Consider the following 18753-nt stretch of genomic DNA (forward strand, 5'->3'; position numbering starts at 1 on the left):
CTACGCCAAGTCTCTGAGGGCCGAGTTGCCCCGTTCTGCCCATTTTCGATCTTGTTGGCGGCGTCGATGGATAGGCTCCACGGCGTCAGGGTCACATCGCGAATGGGGGACCGACCATGGACAATCGCAAATACGAGCGCTCGAGTGCGGAGGCCCTCAGGCACGAGCAGAAGGAAAGCGCCCGCCGACTTCGGGAATTTCCCACGTTCTCGAAGTTCTCGGATGACGACCTGAAGCGCATCGCCGAGGCCGCACATCGCACCTCGACCTCCGGGCCATGGCCGCTCATTCGTGAGCAGACGCCGTCGGACGCCTGCTACATCCTGCTCAGCGGGGAAGCCGGGGTGTACGTCGGAAACGAGCGCATCGCCGTGGTCGGTGCGGGCGAGATCATCGGCGAATCCGCGCTGCGTCGCGGAAAGCTGCGCAACGCCACGGTGACGACGACCGGCCGGGCCGAGGTGTTGCACATCGAGCGCGACGACCTCGAGCGCCTCCGCAACGACATCAGCGCCCTGCGCGAAACCTTGGACGACACGGTGGCGCGGCACGTGCCCGAAGCGGCCACCGAGTAACGAGTTGACGTGTTCACCCGCCACTGAGCACGGCATCGCACATCACGGGCAGGTCGCGCACCCGCACGCCGGTTGCGTGATAGATCGCGTTCACCACGGCGGCGGCCGCGCCGACGATGCCGATCTCACCCGCTCCACGTGAGCCCATCGGATTCGAGTGCTTGTCGACGCTGTCCAGCCAGATCGCGTCGATGTCGGGAACGTCTGCGTGAGAACTGATGTGGTAGGTCGCGAAATCCTGCGTGACGATGTGGCCGAAGCGGTGGTCTCGGACGCTCTCCTCGTGCAGCGCCATCGACAGCCCCATCGTCATGCCACCGATCAGTTGTGAGCGCAGCGTGGCCGGATTGATTGCCCGACCCACCGAGAAGACGCCGAGCATGCGGGACAGCCGAATCTCTCCGGTGTACCGACTCACCCGAGCTTCGACGAAATGGGCACCGAACGAATACATCCCATGATGCTCGTCGGCGTCGTTCTCCGGTGCCTCTGCAGTGGTCGCGGCGCCCACCGCAGGGTGATCGCCATGTTCGCGCCGGAAGTCTTGCGCCGCAGCGTGAATGGCGTGCCCCCAAGAACTGATGCCAGACGAACCGCCCTCGACCGATGCGGGCGGGAGATCGGTGTCGCCGATCTGCAGGTCGATGTCGTCAACATCGCAGTCGAGCATGTCCGCCGCGATCTGCGTCAACGCGGTCCAGGTGCCGGTGCCAATGTCGACCGCGCCGATCTGCACGGCGAACCGTCCCGGTGCGATGTGTTCAATGCGGGCGCTGTTGCCGGGCATGACCATTGCCGGGTATACGGCTGACGCGACGCCTGTACCGATCAACCACTCGCCGTCGCTGCTCGATCTGGGAACCGGATTGCGCTCCGCCCAGCCGAACCGTTCGGCGCCGGTCTGCAAGCATTCGACAAGACGCCGGTCCGACCACGGATTGCCGGTCTCGGGGTCGACGTCGGGCTCATTACGGATGCGCAGTTCGATCGGGTCCAGGTCGCAGGCAACCGCGAGTTCGTCCATTGCGACCTCGAGCGCGAACACGCCAGGGCATTCCCCTGGGGCACGCATCCAGAACGGCACGGCCACATCGAGTTTCGCGAGCCGGTGCGATGTCTGTCGCGTGGCCGCGGCATATAACATGCGCGCGGGAACCGCAGTCTGCTCGGCGAACTCCTTGACCGTCGCGGTCTGTTCGACAACCGCGTGGCTGATGGCGGTAAGAGTGCCGTCGCGCTCGGCGCCCAGTCGGATATGCGAGAGCGTCGGGGTGCGGTAGCCGACGACGGCGAACATCTGCTGGCGGGTCAAGGCCAGTTTGACCGGGCGTCCGCCCGCGCGTTGCGCCGCCATGACGACGAGCACGTTGTGCGAATGCGGCGCACCCTTGGATCCGAATCCACCGCCGACGTTTTTCGCGACGACGCGGATCTGCTCTTCGTCGAGTCCAAATGTCTTGCTCAGCGTCTTCCGCACAACATGCACGCCTTGGGTGGAGTCGTAGAGAGTCAAACGGGGCTTGTCGCTGCTCTCGTCCCAAATGGCAATGCTGGCATGGGGTTCCATCGGGCTGTTGTGTTCATGCGGAGTGGTGTACGTCTCGTCGACGGTGACGGGCGCGGCTTTCAGAGCGGCCTCGACGTCGCCGTCAGAGGTGTCGGTGTCGTAGTCGGGGTTCACCTGCTCAGGTGCGTAAAGGCCGGGATGGTCGGTGCGGATCTCAGTGTCGTGTGAGGCGGCCTCATAGACGACGCGAACCAGACCCGCTGCGTGTCGGGCGGTTTCGGCGCTGTCTGCGAGGACACCACCGATGAACTGGCCGCGGTAGTGCACACGGTCGTCCTGCAGGACGGTGAGGTCGCCGTCGGAGGTGTCGGCGAGTGCGGGCGCGTCGCGGACGGTCAGCATCGCGACAACACCCGCAGTGGCTTCGGCTTCGGCGGTATCAATTGAGGCGATACGACCTTTGGCGATGGTCGCCTGGATCGGGTGTAGGTACAAGGGTGCGTCGACAGGGTTTTCGAATGCGTAGATCGCAGTTCCGGTGACCTTGGCAGGACCGTCGAGGCGCGAGACACGGGCACCGATGGAGCGGGGTTGCAGAGTGGTCATCGTTGTTCGGCTCCAAGGGATGCCAGGGTGGCGACGATCGTGCGTTTCGAGAGCTCGACCTTGAACTCGTTGCCGTTCAGTGGTTTCGCCTGTGCGAGTTCGTCATTGGCGGCGCCACGGAAGGTGTCTTCGCTGGCGGGACGACCCGTGAGTGCTGCTTCTGCCCGGCGTGCGCGCCACGGCTTGTGCGCGATGCCGCCGAGAGCGATGCGGGCCGACGTGACGGTGCCTGCGTTGACGACGATCTCTGCCGCCACTGAAGTCAGCGCGAACGCGTAGGACGCGCGGTCGCGGACCTTGCGGTAGGTGGAGCGGGCGTCGTCGGGTGGTGGCGGAATTTCAACGGCAGTGATGAGTGCGCCCGATGGCAGGTTGGTGTCCCGGTCGGGGGTGTCACCGGGTAACCGATGGAATTCGTTGAGCGCCATGCGATGTTCTCCCAAAGAGTCGACGTACACGACTTCGGCGTCGAGCGCAGCCATCGCGACGGCCATATCCGACGGATGGACCGCTACGCAATGGGGAGAGTTGCCGAGGATGGCGTGGTAGCGGACGTATCCGCCGACGGCGGAGCAGCCGGTGCCCGGGACGCGCTTGTTGCACGGGGTGGTGAGGTCCTGGAAGTAGACGCAGCGGGTGCGCTGCAGCAGATTGCCGGCAGTCGTCGCCAGGTTTCGCAGCTGGCCGGAAGCGCCCGATAGCAGAGCCCGGGCGAGCACGGGATACCTGTTGCGGACGATGGGGTGGGCGGCCAGGTCGCTGTTGCGGACCTCGGCGCCGATCCGAAGGGTGCCGCCATCGAGTTGGTCGACGTCGGTGAGAGGTAGGTGGCCCACGTCGACGATCAGACCCGGCTCGACGACACCCAGCTTCATGTGATCGACGAGGTTGGTGCCGCCAGCGAGAAATACCGCATCGGGGCGGTCGGCAACGGCGGTCACCGCGTCATCCACGCTGCTCGCGCGGTGGTACTCGAAAGGGATCATCTGGCTGCCTCGGCGATGGCCGCGACGATGTTGGGATACGCCGCGCAGCGGCAGAGATTGCCGCTCATACGCTCGCGGATCTCGGCCTCATCGAGTGCGGGAGCCCTTTCGAGATTCTCGGTGACGTGGCTGGGTGCGCCGGCCTTGTGCTCGTCGAGCATGCCGACGGCCGAGCAGATCTGGCCGGGGGTGCAATAGCCGCACTGGAAGCCGTCCTGGTCGAGAAACGCCTGCGCGACCGGGTGCAGCGCGTCGGTGTCGCTGAGCCCGGCAGCGGTGACGATCTCGGCGCCGTCGTGGGCGACCGCCAGCCCCAGGCACGTGGTCGCGCGGCGGCCGTCGATCAGCACGGTGCACGAGCCGCACTGGCCGTGGTCACAGCCCTTCTTGGGTGCGGTGACGGCCAAGTACTCGCGCAGGAGGTCGAGGAGCGTGATGCGGTTGTCGACGGACACCGAGTGCCGGCGGCCGTCCACGCGCAGGGAAATCTCGGTGAAGTGGGCTGACTCCATCGTTGCCGCTTACCCCGGCGTTCACCAGCGAAACGCGCTCGCTCGCCCTCCGTCGATGCGTCACTCCGGGGTTTCAACCGCTTCGTTTGTGGAATCTCATACCCCGAACGTGATGTGAGGAGACGTAATGACTGACGGTGAAAAGTCGGGCGAGGCAGCCAAGGCCATGGTGCATTCGGTCAAGGGCAAGGCCAAGGAGGTTTTCGGCGCGGTGACGGGCGACGACTCGTTGACCGCCGAAGGACAACTCGACCAGGTCGACGCGAAGGAACGCCGCGACGCCGCCAAGGCTGAAGCTGAGGCGGATGCCGAGGCCAAAGAAGCACTGGCCACGGCGAACGACGCGAAGCGCGAAGCGTCCCAGCAGCGGCTGCAGGCTGGCGCGGAGGCCGATGTGGCGGTCGCACAGGTGCGTGGCGACCAGGCAGCCGCCAAGGCCGCGGCCGGAGAGGCGGCGAGCCGGGATGCGATTCGCGAGCAGACGAAGGCGGAGGCAGACGCGCAGCGCCAGGTGACGAATGCGAAAGCGGACGAACGTGCCGACATCGCCGCTGCTGCCGAAGAATACGCCGACGCCGTCGATGAGCATCGACACATGCTGAATGAGGCCGTTGAGACGCAGGCCGAGGCGAACCAACAGAGACTGCGCGCCGAGGTCATCGACGCGGCTGACAGGAGCAACCAGTGAGGATCACCGAGATTCCCTTTGCGGCACTGCGACTGCAGTACCGGATCGCCCGCGCGCCGTTGCGGCTTTTCGAACAGCGAGTCCTCGGTCGCGTCGACGAGGAAGCGCCCGCCCGGTTGATCTACGAGCGTTCGGTCGGTGCGGTCGATGTCGCCGTCGGAAACATGCTGGGCGATCCGCGTCTGACACAGCAGGGGACTGTCCTCGTCGAGCGTAGTGAGGCCTTGGGAGAGGCCGCTCGGCTCGACGAGGTGGCCGCGCGGAAGAAAGCGCAGGCCGATGCGGAGTTCGAGCGTAAGCAGGAAAACGTCGCGGCCGCACCGGTCGAGGCCCGCAGTGCAGCGGAACGCAAAGTTGAGAAAGCCCGCTCGGCAGCCGAGCAGCGTAAAAAGCAAGCGGCAGAAGCCGCGAACAGGAAGTCGGCGGACGCGAAGCAGCGCATCGACGAAGCGGCTGCCAGCAAGGTGACGGGCGTCGAAATGGCCAAGCGTGCCAAGCAGCAGACGGTCACGGCGGCCGAGAAGGCTGCGACCGCCGCTGCGAAAGCGGAGTTGGACGATGCTGCCGAGAAGCGCAGCGAGGCAGTCGACAAGCGCGCGCACGCTGATCGCGTCGACGAACTCGCCGATGCTGAGAAGGCCGACCGGCAAGAGGCCCGCGGCAAGGACTAGGGCCCGCCGAACACCACGTTCTTCAGAGGCTCGCCTCGCATCAACCGCCCGATGTTGGCGGCGATGTCGTCGGCGCGCCCGGCGAACGTGTCGCTGGTGACGCCCGACGAGTGCGGCGTCATCAGGACGTTGGGCAGGTCGGCGAACGGCAGACTGCTCGGCGAGCTCACCCCGCCGACCGTCGGATAGCGATACCAGACGTCGATCGCGGCGGCCCGAATCACGCTATCGGCCAGCGCGGTGTTCAACGCCTGCTCCTGCACCAGCGGTCCCCGGCCAACGTTGATCAGCACCCCATCTGCACCGAGCAGTCGTAGCTGCTCCTCGCCGATCATCCCGACCGTGTGCTCATTCAGCGGCGCCGATACTACGGCGACGTCGCACTCCTGCATCAGTCGGTTCAGCTCGGAGGCGTCACCCGCCCACGACAGTCCGCAGTCGGCCACCCGACCGGATCCTGTCACGGCGGATGCCGTACATCCGAAGGCGCGGAACAGGTTCCATGTCTGCTGGCCGATATGCCCGAATCCGACGAATCCGATGTGGGCATCTGCGAGCGTCGGCGGCTGTGAGATCGCCGGATAGTAGACCGATGTCGCCCAGGTGTTCCGGCGGAGCTTGCGGTCCTGATTGATGAAGTCGCGGCGCAGCATGACGGCCGCCGCCACGATGTATTCGGCGATCGAGCGCTCGTGGTGAAAGGTGTTGGCCACCAGCACGTCATCGGGCACGGCGTCGAAGTCGATCTTGTCCGTGCCCGCCGCGCACGGGTGGATGAGCCGAAGCTTCTCGGCCGCCTCCGCCATCTCCGCAGTGAATCGACTCCCGACATAGACGTCGGCATCCCGCAAGTCGTCCAACGGCACACCACCCGGGTGCCACTGGACGACCGCGCCCGCGGGAACAGCCGCTTCGAACCGTTGTCGTTGCGGCAGCAGGTTGGTGTCGGCAACAACAATTTTCATCGCTGTAGCGCCGGACGCTTGCTGTCGAATGCCCAGCCGGGGATCAAGTACTGCATCGCGATCGCGTCGTCGCGGCTGCCCAGTCCCTCGCGTTGGTACAGCTCATGTGCGGCGGCGACGGCCTCGCTGTCGAGTTCCACACCGAGACCGGGCTTCTCGGGCACCGCCAGGTAGCCGTCGACGATCTCGTACGGCTGCTTGGTGATGCGCTGCCCGTCCTGCCAGATCCAGTGGGTGTCGATGGCGGTGATGTCACCGGGCGCCGCGGCGGCGACGTGTGTGAACATCGCCAGCGAAACGTCGAAGTGGTTGTTGGAGTGCGACCCCCACGTCAGCCCCCACGCATCGCAGAGCTGCGCGACGCGCACCGAACCGGCCATCGTCCAGAAGTGCGGGTCGGCCAGTGGGATGTCGACGGCGTTGGCGCGGATCGCGTGGCCCAGTTCGCGCCAGTCGGTGCCGATCATGTTGGTCGCGGTGGGCAGTCCGGTGGCCCGCTTGAACTCCGCCATCACCTCGCGGCCGGAGAACCCGCCTTCAGGTCCGACCGGATCCTCGGCGTAGGCGAGCACATCGGTGAGCTCGCGACACGTCTTGATCGCATCGGCGAGCAGCCATCCGCCGTTGGGGTCCAGGGTGATTCGCGCATCAGGGAAGCGGTCCTTGAGCGCGATGACGGCCTTGGCCTCGTCCGGTGCCGGCAGCACGCCGCCCTTGAGCTTGAAGTCGCGGAAGCCGTACCGGTTGGCGGCCGCTTCGGCAAGACGCACGACGGTGTCGGGCGTCAGCGCCTCCTCGTGCCGAATCTTGAGCCACTCGTCGGCGCCGGCGTCCTCGTCGGCAGGTGACTGATACGCCAGGTCAGTCTTCGTGCGGTCGCCGACGAAAAACAGATACCCCAACGCCTGCACGCGGTCGCGCTGCTGTCCATCGCCCAGCAGGGCGGCGACCGGAACCTCGAGGTGCTTACCGAGCAGATCGAGCAGCGCCGACTCGACGGCGGTGACCGCGTGGACCGCGATCCGGAGATCGAAGGTCTGGGCGCCGCGGCCACCGGCGTCGCGGTCGGCGAACGCGCGACGGATGTCGTTGAGGATCGCGTGGTGGTCTCCGATGCTGCGGCCGGAGATGATCGTGCGGGCATCTTCGAGGGTTCGGCGGATGGGGTCGCCGCCCGGAACCTCGCCCACGCCCATGTTGCCGTCGGAGTCGGTGAGGATCAACAGATTTCGAGTGAAGAACGGGCCGTGCGCACCGCTGAGGTTCAGCAGCATGCTGTCGCGGCCGGCGATCGGCGTCACGGTGACGTCGCGGATGACGGGGGTGCTCATGTCAGTCTCCTGATACTTGGGTTGCGAACCATTTGTCGCCATTGGCCAGGGGGCGCACCACGCGAGACACTTTGTCTCCCATGGTGCGCAGCGCGTCGGCGATCTCGCGTTCGCGTTGCGGGGTCAGTCGGTCCAACGGCACGGAAGCGCTGATCGCATCCTGTGCGGGCTGGCAGTAGCGCAGGGCCACCGCGAAGCAGCGCAGGCCCGCCGTGTTCTCTTCGTCGTCGGTGGCGTAGCCGCGGATGCGGGCATTGTCGAGATCATCGTCCAGAACGGCTCGGTCCACTATCGTCTTGTCGGTCAGCGGCTTGAGTGCTGTGGGCACATGTTCGTCGCGCTCGATGCCGAATCGTTCAGCGAGAAGCGACTTTCCGAGCGCGGTGGCGTAGGCCGGCAGCCTTCTTCCGACGCGGTTCGACGTGCGGGTGTATCCCTTGGACTCCCGGGTCGCGAGGTACACGATGTCGGTGCCGTCGAGCCGGCCGACGTGGAAGGTCTCGTCGAGGTCGGCGCGCAGGTCGTCGAGGAACGGGGTGATCAGCGGCAGGTACGGATCGCTGTCCAGGTAGCTGGTACCGACGAGCAGCGCCCGCACGCCGATCGCGTACATGGTGCCCGTCGCATCGGTGCGGACCCACCCCTGCGCGACGAGGGTGCGCAGCAGGGCGTGGGCGCTGCTGCGGGGCATGTCGAGGGCGTGGCTGATCTCGCGCAGGCGCGCGGGTTCGTCGTGGCGGGCGGCCAGGAACTCCAGCAGTTCGACGGTCCGCACCGCCGACTTCACCTTGCGTGCGGGTATATCGGACCTGAGTTCTTCGGTCATCTCAGCCTCCCATCGCCAGCAGTTCGCGGCCGATCAGTACGACGGCGCCCACCCCGGAGACGCCGATCGCCAACCAGCGCAGTCGTTTCGGATCCAGCAGACGATTCAGTCCTCGGGACAATACGTAACCGGCTGCCGCGGCCGGGACGAGAATCGCGAACATCACCATCGTGTGGCCGTTGACGGCCCCGGTTGCCGCCAGCGCGATGATCGACATGATGGAGCCGACGAGGAAGAACCCGCTCATCGTGCTGCGCAGCACCGCGCCTTCCTTGCGCTGCCACACCAGCGCCATCGGTGGGCCACCGATGGCTGTCGCGGTGCCCAGCACACCGGAGGCGGCACCGGCCAATACCACGTTGCGTCTGCGTGCCACCGGAATCCAGCCGAAGCTGGTCAGCCCGACGCCGAGGAGGACTACCAGGGCGAGCATGATCGCGAGGCCACGTTCGGGCAGCATCGTCAGCAGCAGCGCTCCCGCGATGGTGCCCGGAACCCGGCCCACGAGAGCCCATTTGGCGCCGTGCAGGTCGATGTCCTGGCGTTCGCGCGCCAGCACCAACAGCGTCACCAGGGTCGCGACCATGATCAGCGTTCCGGGGATGAGGGCGGGGTCGACGAGCGCGACGATCGGCGCGGCGAGCATGCCGATGCCGAATCCGATCGACGACTGCAGCGCCGATGCCAACATGATCGTCGCCGCCACAATGCAATATCCCCATACGCTCATGCTGTCGCCAGTGCGTACCCCTCGGACAACAGGGGATGGTGGCACTCGGCGGCATGGCCAGTGACCTCAGGATCAACCGCGCTGGGCGGCGCGGTGGTCGCGCAGATGTCGGTGGCCTTCCAGCAGCGGGTGCGGAACCGGCAACCCGACGGCGGGTTCAGCGGTGACGGCACCTCGCCCTTGAGCAGGATGCGGTCCTTGCGCTGCGCGCTGTCGAGCTTCGGGGCGGCCGACATCAGCGCGGCGGTGTAGGGATGGTTGGGCCGGTCGAAAACAGCTTCGGTGGGCCCGTTCTCGATGATGCGACCCAGGTACATCACCGAGACGCGGTCGGCGACATGCCGGACGACCGACAGGTCGTGGCTGATGAAGATGTAGCTGATCCCCAGCTCCTGCTGAAGTTCGTTGAGCAGGTTGAGCACCTGCGCCTGCACCGAAAGGTCCAGTGCGGACACCGGCTCGTCGCAGATGATCACGTCGGGATCGAGCGCGAGCGCTCGAGCGATGCCGATGCGCTGACGCTGGCCGCCGGAGAACTCCTGCGGGTACTTGTCGGCGGCCTTGGCGCCGAGGCCGACGAGGTCGAGCAGACCGCGCACCCGCATATCGCGGTCCTTGCACGACTTGTACATGTCCTTGTGGCTGCGCCACGGTTCGGCGATGATGTCGCCGGCTGACATCCGGGAGTTCAGCGAGGCGTACGGGTCCTGGAACACCATCTGTACTCGGCGGCGGAAGTTCAGCAGATCCTTGCCGCGCAGGCTGTACGGGTCGATGCCGTCGAAACGCACGCTGCCTTCGTCAGGACGCTCCAGCATCATCAAGGTCCTTGCCAGCGTGGACTTTCCGCAGCCGGACTCGCCGACCAGACCGAGCGTCTCGCCGCGCTTGAGGTCCAGCGTGATGCCGTCGAGTGCGCACAGCTTCTTCTTGCCCGCACCTGCCACGCGGAAGGTCTTGCGGAGGTCGCGGACCTCGAGCAGATTCTCAGACATTCTGCACCTCTTCCGGGAAGTGGCATGCGGCCAGGCGGCCGTCCTTGACGGTGTCGAGTGTCGGGCGCTTGCTCGCACAGATCTCGCGGGCCAGCGGGCACCGGGCCTGGTACACGCAGCCCTCGGGGATGGCCTGCAGGTCTGGCGGCGATCCACCGATCGACTTGAGGTCGTCACCGCGGCGGGCGTTGACGGGAACCGAGTTGAGCAGTCCCTTGGTGTACGGGTGCTTGGGGTTGGCGAAAACCTCGGACACGGGCCCGGTTTCGACGATGTTGCCCGCGTACATCACCGCGACGCGGTCGGCCTCCTCGGCGACGAGAGCGAGGTCGTGGGTGATCAGGACGACGGCCATGTCGAACTCGGTGCGCAGATCGCGCAGCAGCGCCATGATCTGCGCCTGCACCGTGACGTCGAGCGCAGTGGTCGGCTCGTCGGCGATCAGCACGCTGGGGTTGAGCGCGACGGCCATCGCGATGAGCAGACGCTGCCGCATACCGCCGGAGAACTGGTGCGGGTAGGAGTTCAACCGAGACTCGGGCTGCGGGATGCCGACGCGGGTCATCAGGTCGACGGCCTTGCGCTTGGCTTCCTTGGCGGAGAGGTTGTGGTGGATCCGGAACGGTTCGGCCAGTTGGGTTCCCACGGTGTAGAGCGGGTTCAGCGCCGTGAGCGCATCCTGGAACACGATCGCGAGCTCGGTGCCTGCCATCTCGCGGCGCTTGGCGCTGCCAACCTGGAACAAGTCGACACCACCGAGCGTGGCCGAGCCTTCGACAACGTCGGCGACGGGCTCCAGCAGGCCGACGAGTGCGGTGGCGGTCAGCGACTTTCCGCAGCCGGATTCGCCGAGCAGAGCCAGGGTTTCGCCGCGGCGGGCGGTGAAGCTGACCTCGTTGACGGCGCGGACGGTGCCGTTGATGGTGCGGATCTCGACGCTCATACCGTCGACGTCGAGCACGGGCTGGGCGTCGGTCTGGCGGGTTGTGGGCTTGTGGTCTACCGCGGCGGTCATGACGTCCTCTCCTAGATGCGCTTCGTGGTCTTGGCGAAGCGGGACAGGCGCTTCTGCGGGACGGTGAGGCGCCACCGCTGCCCGGGATCGGTGGCGATGCGGGCCCAGGCCGCCAGGATGGTGGCCGACACGGTGGTGATGACGATGGCCAAGCCGGGGAAGAACGACAGCCACCACGCGGTGTGCAGGTAGGTGCGGCCCTGCGAGACCATCAAGCCCCAGCTGACGTCGGGCGGCTGAATGCCGATGCCCAGGAAGCTCAGCGAGCTTTCCGCCAGCATCACGTAGCAGAAGTCCAGTGTCGCGACGGTCAGCAGTGTCGGCAGCACGATCGGCAGCACGTGGCGCCAGATGATCGAGTGTGCGCTGGCGCCGAACGTGCGCGCGGCGTCGACGAACAGCCGGCTCTGCAACTCCGCGGACTCGGCGCGAGCCGTACGCAGATAGACGGGGATGCGTGTGATCGCCAGCACCAGAACGATGTTCGCGGCGCTGGGGGAGAACACGTAGAGGACGACGACCGCAAGCAGCAGGGACGGGAAGCTCATGATCACGTCGGCGACGCGCATGGCGACCGTCTCGCGCCAGCCGCGGTAGTAACCGGCCCACATGCCGACGGCCGACCCGACGATCGCGGAGATCACCACGGCCGGAATCGCCACCGACAGCGTTGTCTGGCACGCGACGATGAGCCGGGCCAGCATGCTGCGGCCCAGCGGGTCGGTGCCCAGGAAGTTGGCCCAGCCGTGCGCGAGCGTGAACGGCGCCTGGTTGGAGTTGTCGAGGTCGATCTTGGTGGCGAGATCGCCGACGAGCATCGGGCCGAAGATCGCGGTGAGGAAGACGAAGGCCAGCACCAGGGCCGCGACGGCGGCAACGCGGTCGTTGATCAGCATGCGGAACCATTTGGATCCCGCGCGCTGCTTCTTGGCGGGTTCACCGACGATGGCGGTGGTCGGCTTGACGGGAACGAGGTCGAGTCCAGTGCTCATTGTCTTTGTCTCCCTTATCGCGTTCTCTAGACCCGAGCGGGTTCGCGGACGCGGGCGTCGAGCAGCGCATAGCAGGCGTCGATGAAGATGTTGAGCAGGAAGATGCTCACGGCGGTCAGCAGGACGGCGGCCTGCAGGACCGCGAAGTCGCGTTGCAGGATCGCGTCGATCATCAGCTTGCCGATACCGGGCCAGCCGAAGATGGCCTCGACGACGACCGCGCCATTGATCAGGCCGACAGCCAGGTCGCCGGCGACAGTCAGCGCAGGGGCGGCGGCGTTGCGCAGCGCATGATGGCTGACGACGCGGAAGTCGCTGGCGCCCTTGCTGCGGGCCAGCCGCACGTACGGTGCGGAGAGCGCGGAAACCATTGCGCCGCGCACGACTTGGGTGAGGACGCCGAGTGGCCGGATCATCAGTGTCGCTATCGGCAGGATCCACGACAGGATGCCGCTGTCGACGCCGGAGGTCGGCAGCCAGCCCAGCAGCACCGCGAAGAGCCAGACGCCGGTGATCGCGAACCAGAAGTCGGGGATCGATGCGGCGGTCATGGACAGCAGGCTGGAGAACCGGTCGGCCAGCGAGTTGGGCCGGTAGGCGGCCCAGCAGCCGATGACGATGGCGCCGACGACGGCGAGAAGCATTGTGGTGAAGGCCAACTGCAGCGTGGCGGGGAATGCCCGGAACGCCATCTCGGAGGCGGACTCACCGGTGCGCAGGGAGGTGCCGAAGTCGAAGTGCAGCACGCCCTTGAAGTACTCGACGAGCTGCGTCCACACCGGTTGGTCGAAACCGTTGGCCTGGGCGAAGGCTTCACGCTGTTCAGGCGTCGCGGACTCGGGCAGGTACAGGTTCGTGGGGTCACCCGTGAGGCGGGCGAGCAGGAACACGCCCAGCAGCACGATGATCAAAGGCAATGCGCTGGTGTATGTCCGGCGCCGGATGAAGGAGAACATGGGGGCTGGTTTCCTTACTTACTGGGCGACCGTGGGGGTGTCCGAGCCGGCGGGCGTCATCTCGGCCAGCCGCATCTCGTCACCTGTTGCGGAGTTGGGGCTGTAGTCGACGCGGGGCGACTTGCCGAGGATGCCCTTCATGTGCGCGATGTAGGCCATGCTCATGATTTCCTGCGGCTCTTCGGCGAACAGCTTCGCGAACGCGTCCTGACGCTGCTCGCCGGTCAATGCCTCGGCGGCGCGGATCTTCTTGTCGAATTCCGGTGTGCCGTAGGACGCTTGCGCACCGTCGGACAGCATGTACTGGTCCATGGTGAACGCGGCGTCACCGGCCTGGTTGCCGTGCATGATCATCAGCACGTAGGGGCCGGCGCCCTCGGGGAACGGTCGCAGCTGGTAGAGCAGCTGGTTGGACGTGTCCATCATCTCGATCTTCACGTTCAGGCCGATATCGGAGAACTCGCTTTGCAGCACCTCGATGGTCTCGCTGATCTTCGGGAACTGCGCGGTGCGGCCGATGAGCCGGATCTGGGTGTCGACGGGTACGCCGTCGGCCCTGGCCTCGTCGATGAGCTGCCTGGCTTTGTCGGGATCGTGCGGCCACAGCGGCAGTTCCGCGTTGTATCCGACGACGCCCGAGGGGATCAGCTGGGATGCCGGATCGCCGAGTCCGCGGAACAGCGCCTTGACGATGCCTTCGCGGTTGACGGCGTAGTTGATGGCCTGGCGCACGCGCATGTCGTTGAGCGGCGGTTCGGTGGCCTGCATGCGCAGCGCGGTGGTCTCGTTGTTCTGGAACGGGACGCCGAGATCCTCGGCGCCGTCCTCGGGTCCGAGGCTCACAGCGACGTCGGTCTCGTCGTTGGTGATCATCGCGGCGCGCACGCTTCCCTCACTGCGCCACTGGTACTCGGCCTTGGCGAAGGCCGGCTTCTCGCCCCAGTAGGTGTCGTTGCGCTTGAGGAAGAGCTTCTGGCCGTACTCCCAGTCGTCGATCGCGTAGGGGCCGGTGCCGACGGGTTCGCGGACCTTCTCGGTCATGGACGTGCCGGTCGGCACGATCTCGACGAACGAGATACGAAGCGGGAGAATCGGATCCGGTTCCTTGGTCCCGACGATCAGCGTGTCGTCGTCGGGCGTGGCGAGCTCGAGCTTGTCGTCGCCGAACACGTAGCCGTCGACGTTGCAGTTCAGGTCGGAGTTCACCGCGCGGTCGATCGAGTAGGCGGCATCCTTGGCCGTCATCGGTGCGCCGTTGGAGAAGGTGACGCCGTCGCGGACCTTGAACGTCCACTGGTTCGGGGAGGTCTGGTTCCAGTCGGTGGCGAGCAGCGGCTGCAGATCGCCGGAGTTGGGGTCGCGTTCGATGAGCGGTTCGGTGATGTTGGAGCGGACGACGATGCCGGTGGACGTCAGCGAGCTCTCGCACGGTTCGAGGGTCGGCGGCTCCTGGGCGAGGACGATGCGCAGGGTGTTGGGGTCGTAGCCGCCGTGGCGGGAGTTGGCGACGGTGCAACCTGAGGCGACCACGGTGACTCCCGCGAGGGCGAGCGCCATGATCTGGCGCCGGCGGGTCGGGCGTGGGCTCATGAATCCTCCTGGGCTGCGGAGTGACGTCCACGTATGTGGATGAGACTTGTGATCGCAACCACACGTTAAGGAGGCTGATTCGACAGCGTCAACCCCAGCCAAATGGCGATATCGCACGATTTTGGGACGATCGTCCGACTCCTGAAAGACACCGAAAATGTCTTGTGAGCTGCGGTGTTGGCCGGTCCAACTACCGACCGATACCCCTTGGTCGCTAGCGATCAGCCAGTGATGCGCTTTCGATATAAGTCCATGCGAATTGAATGTTGGACGGGTATCCGCAGGTCGCCGTACCGTGACAGCACTATGAGCACTCCGCAGAATCGCCCCGTGTTGCAGGTTGGTCCGCTGAAGCCGTCGTTGGCGCAGACGCTGCAGGACGACTACGCGGCGTACGTGCTGCCCGACGATCCTGCGGAATTCCTCGCCGAGCACGGCAGTGAGATCCGCGCCGTGGTGACCTCAGGCCGCACCGGCGTGGACGCAGCATTGATGGCGGCGCTGCCGAACCTGGGCGCGGTGGTCAACTTCGGCGTCGGTTACGACACGACGGACGTCGACGCCGCCGCCGCGCGTGGAGTGGGCGTGAGTAACACCCCCGACGTGCTGACCGACTGCGTGGCGGATACGGCGGTGGGTCTGCTGATCGACACACTGCGGCAGTTCTCGGCATCGGACCGTTACGTGCGGGCCGGCCGGTGGCCCGTCGACGGCAACTACCCGCTGACGCGCCAGGTGAGCAACACCCGCGTCGGGATCATCGGCCTGGGCCGCATCGGTGGTGCAATCGCCAAGCGGCTCAGCGCTTTCGGCTGCACGATCTCGTATCACAACCGGCATGAGGTCGAGGGTTCGCCGTACACGTATGTCGGATCGCCGGTCGAGCTGGCCGCCGGGGTCGACGTGCTGGTGGTCGCGGCCGCCGGTGGTGCGGGGACGACGAAGTTGGTCAGCGGCGAGGTGATCGATGCGCTCGGGTCCCGCGGATACTTGATCAACATCGCCCGCGGCAGCGTCGTCGACGAGGAAGCGTTGGTCTCGGCACTGATCGACGGCCGGTTGGCCGGTGCCGGCCTCGACGTTTTCGCCGACGAGCCGAACGTGCCGCAGGAGCTGTTGTCGATGGACAACGTCGTTGTGCTGCCGCACGTCGCCAGCGGCACCGTCGAAACCCGCGCGGCGATGGAGGAGCTCACGCTGCGCAACCTGAACAGCTTCCTCGAGTCGGGACAGCTCGTCACTCCGGTCCCGATGCCGGTCACCGTGTCGAGGTAGCCCCCACAGCAACCGCGGCACGCCCTCGTGCGAAGGTTTGCGGATGGCGAAAAACGGCGATAGCGGCACCATGCGGGGTGTGACGCCATGCCGTTAGCCGAAGGCGATGTCTTCGCCGGGTATACGGTCGTGCGCCCACTAGGCGCCGGCGGCATGGGCGAGGTGTACCTGGTCCAGCATCCACGGTTGCCCCGCTACGACGCCCTGAAGATCCTGCCGGTCGAGCTGACCACCGACCGTGAGTACCTTGAACGCTTCAACCGCGAGGCCGATCTCGTGGCACGGCTGTGGCACCCGCACATCGTCGGAGTGCACGACCGCGGCGAGTACAACGGCCAATTCTGGATCACGATGGACTTCGTCGAGGGCACCGACGCCGCGCGGTTGCTCGCCGAACATCAGGGCGGCGGGCTTCCTCCGGATGACGTCGTACGGATCGTGTCCGGCGTGGCTGACGCGCTGGACTACGCGCACCAGCAGCTCCTGCTCCATCGCGACGTCAAACCGTCGAATATTCTTCTGGCGCAGTCGGACTCGAAGTTCAGCCGCGCGCTGCTCGCGGACTTCGGAATCGCACGCTCCAATGCGGAGACCTCGGATCTGACGGCCACGAACATGACCGTCGGCACGGTGGCCTACGCCGCGCCCGAACAACTGATGGGCGAGGCGCTCGACGGCCGGGCCGACCAGTACGCGCTCGCCGCGACCGCGTTCCACCTGCTCACCGGCCAGCAGCTGTTCCAGCACGACAACCCCGCGGTCGTCATCAGTAATCACCTCACGAAAAGCCCGCCCTCCATCGGCGATCGCATCCCCGAACTCTCCGGACTGGGACCCGCGTTTCACCGCGCGCTCGCCAAATCGCCGGCTGACCGCTTCGACTCGTGCACTGATTTCGCCGAGGCGATGGCCCATGGCCTTTCTGACGTGGCGCACGAGATCGGGGCGACCGATCGGACGATGGCCGCTCCCGCGTCGGGACGGCAGAACAAGCACGTCAAGAACGGGACCGGGGGATCACGCCGCTTGCGGCTTGGGCTGTTGGCGGCGGGCGTCGTGGCCGTGCTCGGTGGCGGGGCCATCGCGGTTGGTGTGGCCATCGTGAACAGGGAGGAGCCGCAGCGTCCGTCGGCGTCGCCGACCACCGGTGCGCCGGCGCCGACGAGTGGCGCCCCTGTCGTTCCGGTGGTGCTGATCGGCGCGGACTGCGATCCCCTCGGCTCAGCTGGTATCTCGACGAGCGGACAGCAGGCGTACTGCTCGCGGCTGCCGTCGACCGGCGACCACCTCTGGTCGATTTACCAGGGTTCCGTACCGAATCCGACCGTCACGCCCGGTCCGACGGACCAGGTGTACCCAGCCGGCATCGAGGAACAGGTGCGCGTCTGCGTCAGCCAAACGGGCAAGAGCCGACTCGAATGTCGCGAGGACATCCGGGACGGAAACCTGGCAGGACCGGAGTAGCAGTTAGAAGTTATTGCAAGATGCTGCGACGCCCAGCAGCAGGCCAATGTACTGGTCAGCGCCCGGCATCGTTTGCAGCCGCGAGAGCATTTGCTGGCGCTCAGCTGGACCCGAGACGAGGTATTGCTGGACGACGGCGACTGTCGGGGGCGAGGCGGTCAACTGGCTCGCAGCTGCTGGGTTCTGAGCGGTGAGGGCTCCGATCACCTGCGAATACGAGCAGGTGGTATTGAGCAGCGGGGCCAGATCCTGTGCAGACGCCGTTCCTGCGCCGGCGGCCATCGACAGCAGCAAACCGCCCGAGGCGACGAGTACTTTTGCTTTCAAGCGCATGCTGGGAGGCTAGCACGCGACCGTCTGAGCTCACTATGCTTTTTCGGCCGGCGATACGTATTCCCCTTGTGGCAGAACATCTCTGAGTAAACGTTAAGAGATCGGGACGATGCCTTAGAACAGCAGGTGGCGCAACGATCGCTCGGTTAGCGCCTCGGTGTCCTCGCGGATGCCGACATGAGTGAGATCGCCGCCGATCGTCAGCATCGAAATACCGTGCAGCAGAGACCAAATGGGGCCCGCGGTCGTGTGTGGATCGCCCGCGGGAAGTAGTCCGGTCTGCTGGCAACGCTTGATCGTGTCGAGCAAATCGTCGAAGGCACGTGCGCCAGCGGCAAGTACGTCGGGACTTTCGGTCTTGTCGAGTTCGGAGCCGAACATCACCTGGTAGTAATCCGGATGGCCGACGGCCCATCGCACATAGGCCTTACCCATCGCGAGTGCTTGCTGAGAGGGGTCCGGATTGGCGGCGACTGTCCCATCCAGTGCCTCGTGAAGTTGGACGAAACCCTGCGCGGCCACGGCGGCGAGCAGCTGTGCCTTGTCGGCGAAGTGCCGATAGGGGGCCGCCGCGCTGACGCCCGCACGCCGGGCGACCTCGCGCAGCGTAAACCCCTTAGGGCCCCTTTCCTGCACCAACTGCAGGGCAGCGTCCGTCAGCGCGCGTTTGAGATCGCCGTGGTGGTATTTCGCGCGCTCTGCCTTCTCGTCGGGAATTTGTGCTGGACGAGTCATG

General features: G+C 66.1%; 19 protein-coding genes. 5 read left to right on the plus strand and 14 right to left on the minus strand.

From position 1 onward, the window contains the following. Positions 1–116 precede the first annotated feature (116 nt). Positions 117–575 carry a cyclic nucleotide-binding domain-containing protein gene (locus tag ACIA48_RS16275; protein WP_396733325.1) on the plus strand — a complete coding sequence of 153 codons (459 nt, stop codon included), beginning with the start codon at positions 117–119 and terminating at the stop codon, positions 573–575. A gap of 13 nt (positions 576–588) precedes the next feature. Here the strand turns inward: ACIA48_RS16275 and ACIA48_RS16280 are convergent, their stop codons facing one another. The 3 genes from ACIA48_RS16280 to ACIA48_RS16290 are packed head-to-tail and all read right to left on the minus strand — an operon-like array spanning position 589 to position 4186. Then, entirely contained in the window at positions 589–2688 is a 2100-nt protein-coding gene (locus tag ACIA48_RS16280) for a xanthine dehydrogenase family protein molybdopterin-binding subunit (RefSeq protein ID WP_396733328.1), read from the minus strand. Continuing rightward, entirely contained in the window at positions 2685–3674 is a 990-nt protein-coding gene (locus tag ACIA48_RS16285; RefSeq protein ID WP_396733331.1) for an FAD binding domain-containing protein, read from the minus strand. Before ACIA48_RS16285 ends, ACIA48_RS16280 begins: the two co-directional genes overlap by 4 nt. Continuing rightward, complete coding sequence (locus tag ACIA48_RS16290) at positions 3671–4186, minus strand: 2Fe-2S iron-sulfur cluster-binding protein (protein ID WP_396733334.1); 516 nt, start codon at positions 4184–4186, stop codon at positions 3671–3673. The genes ACIA48_RS16285 and ACIA48_RS16290 overlap by 4 nt, the downstream gene beginning before the upstream one ends. 127 nt (positions 4187–4313) lie before the next feature. Here ACIA48_RS16290 and ACIA48_RS16295 point away from each other — a divergent pair, with 127 nt between their 5' ends. Next, complete coding sequence (locus ACIA48_RS16295) at positions 4314–4874, plus strand: CsbD family protein (RefSeq protein WP_396733337.1); 561 nt, start codon at positions 4314–4316, stop codon at positions 4872–4874. Then, positions 4871–5545, plus strand: coding sequence for an IF2 family translation initiation factor (locus ACIA48_RS16300; protein ID WP_396733340.1), 675 nt, complete (start codon positions 4871–4873; stop codon positions 5543–5545). The genes ACIA48_RS16295 and ACIA48_RS16300 overlap by 4 nt, the downstream gene beginning before the upstream one ends. Here the strand turns inward: ACIA48_RS16300 and ACIA48_RS16305 are convergent. The 9 genes from ACIA48_RS16305 to ACIA48_RS16345 form a co-directional block, all read right to left on the minus strand. Next, on the minus strand, positions 5542–6510 hold the full coding sequence (locus ACIA48_RS16305) for a 2-hydroxyacid dehydrogenase (protein WP_396733342.1): 969 nt from the start codon (positions 6508–6510) through the stop codon (positions 5542–5544). The two genes, ACIA48_RS16300 and ACIA48_RS16305, sit on opposite strands and share 4 nt — an antisense overlap. Then, a complete protein-coding gene (locus ACIA48_RS16310; protein ID WP_396733345.1) occupies positions 6507–7841 on the minus strand; it encodes an enolase C-terminal domain-like protein in 1335 nt (444 codons plus the stop codon). Before ACIA48_RS16310 ends, ACIA48_RS16305 begins: the two co-directional genes overlap by 4 nt. Before the next feature lies 1 nt (position 7842). Continuing rightward, positions 7843–8667 carry an IclR family transcriptional regulator gene (locus tag ACIA48_RS16315; RefSeq protein WP_396733348.1) on the minus strand — a complete coding sequence of 275 codons (825 nt, stop codon included), beginning with the start codon at positions 8665–8667 and terminating at the stop codon, positions 7843–7845. Between the two features lies 1 nt (position 8668). Then, positions 8669–9397 carry a sulfite exporter TauE/SafE family protein gene (locus tag ACIA48_RS16320; protein WP_396733351.1) on the minus strand — a complete coding sequence of 243 codons (729 nt, stop codon included), beginning with the start codon at positions 9395–9397 and terminating at the stop codon, positions 8669–8671. Further along, positions 9394–10392 (minus strand): ABC transporter ATP-binding protein, encoded by a 999-nt coding sequence (locus ACIA48_RS16325; protein ID WP_396733354.1) that lies wholly within the window; start codon positions 10390–10392, stop codon positions 9394–9396. The genes ACIA48_RS16320 and ACIA48_RS16325 overlap by 4 nt, the downstream gene beginning before the upstream one ends. Further along, complete coding sequence (locus ACIA48_RS16330; RefSeq protein ID WP_396735014.1) at positions 10385–11335, minus strand: ABC transporter ATP-binding protein; 951 nt, start codon at positions 11333–11335, stop codon at positions 10385–10387. Before ACIA48_RS16330 ends, ACIA48_RS16325 begins: the two co-directional genes overlap by 8 nt. Before the next feature lie 83 nt (positions 11336–11418). Next, on the minus strand, positions 11419–12399 hold the full coding sequence (locus ACIA48_RS16335; RefSeq protein ID WP_396733357.1) for an ABC transporter permease: 981 nt from the start codon (positions 12397–12399) through the stop codon (positions 11419–11421). Between the two features lie 26 nt (positions 12400–12425). Next, the gene (locus tag ACIA48_RS16340; RefSeq protein ID WP_396733360.1) at positions 12426–13355 is read right to left on the minus strand and encodes an ABC transporter permease; all 930 of its coding nucleotides are present in this window, start codon (positions 13353–13355) and stop codon (positions 12426–12428) included. Positions 13356–13373: 18 nt separating this feature from the next. Further along, a complete protein-coding gene (locus tag ACIA48_RS16345; RefSeq protein ID WP_396733363.1) occupies positions 13374–14945 on the minus strand; it encodes an ABC transporter substrate-binding protein in 1572 nt (523 codons plus the stop codon). A gap of 306 nt (positions 14946–15251) precedes the next feature. On the opposite strand from ACIA48_RS16345, the gene ACIA48_RS16350 reads away from it, so the two are divergent. Together ACIA48_RS16350 and ACIA48_RS16355 are read left to right on the plus strand one after the other, a co-directional pair. Then, positions 15252–16220 (plus strand): 2-hydroxyacid dehydrogenase, encoded by a 969-nt coding sequence (locus ACIA48_RS16350; RefSeq protein ID WP_396733366.1) that lies wholly within the window; start codon positions 15252–15254, stop codon positions 16218–16220. A gap of 87 nt (positions 16221–16307) precedes the next feature. After that, entirely contained in the window at positions 16308–17684 is a 1377-nt protein-coding gene (locus ACIA48_RS16355; RefSeq protein WP_396733368.1) for a serine/threonine-protein kinase, read from the plus strand. Between the two features lie 3 nt (positions 17685–17687). Here ACIA48_RS16355 and ACIA48_RS16360 read toward each other — a convergent pair whose 3' ends face one another. Continuing rightward, a complete protein-coding gene (locus ACIA48_RS16360) occupies positions 17688–18017 on the minus strand; it encodes a hemophore-related protein (protein WP_396733371.1) in 330 nt (109 codons plus the stop codon). A 114-nt stretch (positions 18018–18131) separates the two neighbouring features. Continuing rightward, the gene (locus tag ACIA48_RS16365; protein ID WP_396733374.1) at positions 18132–18752 is read right to left on the minus strand and encodes a TetR/AcrR family transcriptional regulator; all 621 of its coding nucleotides are present in this window, start codon (positions 18750–18752) and stop codon (positions 18132–18134) included. Position 18753: the final 1 nt, after the last annotated feature.

The sequence above is a fragment of the Mycobacterium sp. NPDC051804 genome, from assembly GCF_044452905.1.
GTDB lineage: Bacteria > Actinomycetota > Actinomycetes > Mycobacteriales > Mycobacteriaceae > Mycobacterium.

Excerpts from the sequence above, each read along its gene's own strand:
- ACIA48_RS16355 (WP_396733368.1), top strand. The coding sequence starts at position 16,308 with ATGCCGTTAGCCGAAGGCGATGTCTTCGCCGGGTATACGGTCGTGCGC.
- ACIA48_RS16340 (WP_396733360.1), bottom strand. The coding sequence starts at position 13,355 with ATGTTCTCCTTCATCCGGCGCCGGACATACACCAGCGCATTGCCTTTG.
- ACIA48_RS16305 (WP_396733342.1), bottom strand. The coding sequence starts at position 6,510 with ATGAAAATTGTTGTTGCCGACACCAACCTGCTGCCGCAACGACAACGG.
- ACIA48_RS16325 (WP_396733354.1), bottom strand. The coding sequence starts at position 10,392 with ATGTCTGAGAATCTGCTCGAGGTCCGCGACCTCCGCAAGACCTTCCGC.
- ACIA48_RS16330 (WP_396735014.1), bottom strand. The coding sequence starts at position 11,335 with ATGAGCGTCGAGATCCGCACCATCAACGGCACCGTCCGCGCCGTCAAC.
- ACIA48_RS16335 (WP_396733357.1), bottom strand. The coding sequence starts at position 12,399 with ATGAGCACTGGACTCGACCTCGTTCCCGTCAAGCCGACCACCGCCATC.
- ACIA48_RS16360 (WP_396733371.1), bottom strand. The coding sequence starts at position 18,017 with ATGCGCTTGAAAGCAAAAGTACTCGTCGCCTCGGGCGGTTTGCTGCTG.
- ACIA48_RS16315 (WP_396733348.1), bottom strand. The coding sequence starts at position 8,667 with ATGACCGAAGAACTCAGGTCCGATATACCCGCACGCAAGGTGAAGTCG.
- ACIA48_RS16295 (WP_396733337.1), top strand. The coding sequence starts at position 4,314 with ATGACTGACGGTGAAAAGTCGGGCGAGGCAGCCAAGGCCATGGTGCAT.
- ACIA48_RS16275 (WP_396733325.1), top strand. The coding sequence starts at position 117 with ATGGACAATCGCAAATACGAGCGCTCGAGTGCGGAGGCCCTCAGGCAC.
- ACIA48_RS16310 (WP_396733345.1), bottom strand. The coding sequence starts at position 7,841 with ATGAGCACCCCCGTCATCCGCGACGTCACCGTGACGCCGATCGCCGGC.
- ACIA48_RS16280 (WP_396733328.1), bottom strand. The coding sequence starts at position 2,688 with ATGACCACTCTGCAACCCCGCTCCATCGGTGCCCGTGTCTCGCGCCTC.
- ACIA48_RS16365 (WP_396733374.1), bottom strand. The coding sequence starts at position 18,752 with ATGACTCGTCCAGCACAAATTCCCGACGAGAAGGCAGAGCGCGCGAAA.
- ACIA48_RS16320 (WP_396733351.1), bottom strand. The coding sequence starts at position 9,397 with ATGAGCGTATGGGGATATTGCATTGTGGCGGCGACGATCATGTTGGCA.
- ACIA48_RS16285 (WP_396733331.1), bottom strand. The coding sequence starts at position 3,674 with ATGATCCCTTTCGAGTACCACCGCGCGAGCAGCGTGGATGACGCGGTG.
- ACIA48_RS16290 (WP_396733334.1), bottom strand. The coding sequence starts at position 4,186 with ATGGAGTCAGCCCACTTCACCGAGATTTCCCTGCGCGTGGACGGCCGC.
- ACIA48_RS16350 (WP_396733366.1), top strand. The coding sequence starts at position 15,252 with ATGAGCACTCCGCAGAATCGCCCCGTGTTGCAGGTTGGTCCGCTGAAG.
- ACIA48_RS16345 (WP_396733363.1), bottom strand. The coding sequence starts at position 14,945 with ATGAGCCCACGCCCGACCCGCCGGCGCCAGATCATGGCGCTCGCCCTC.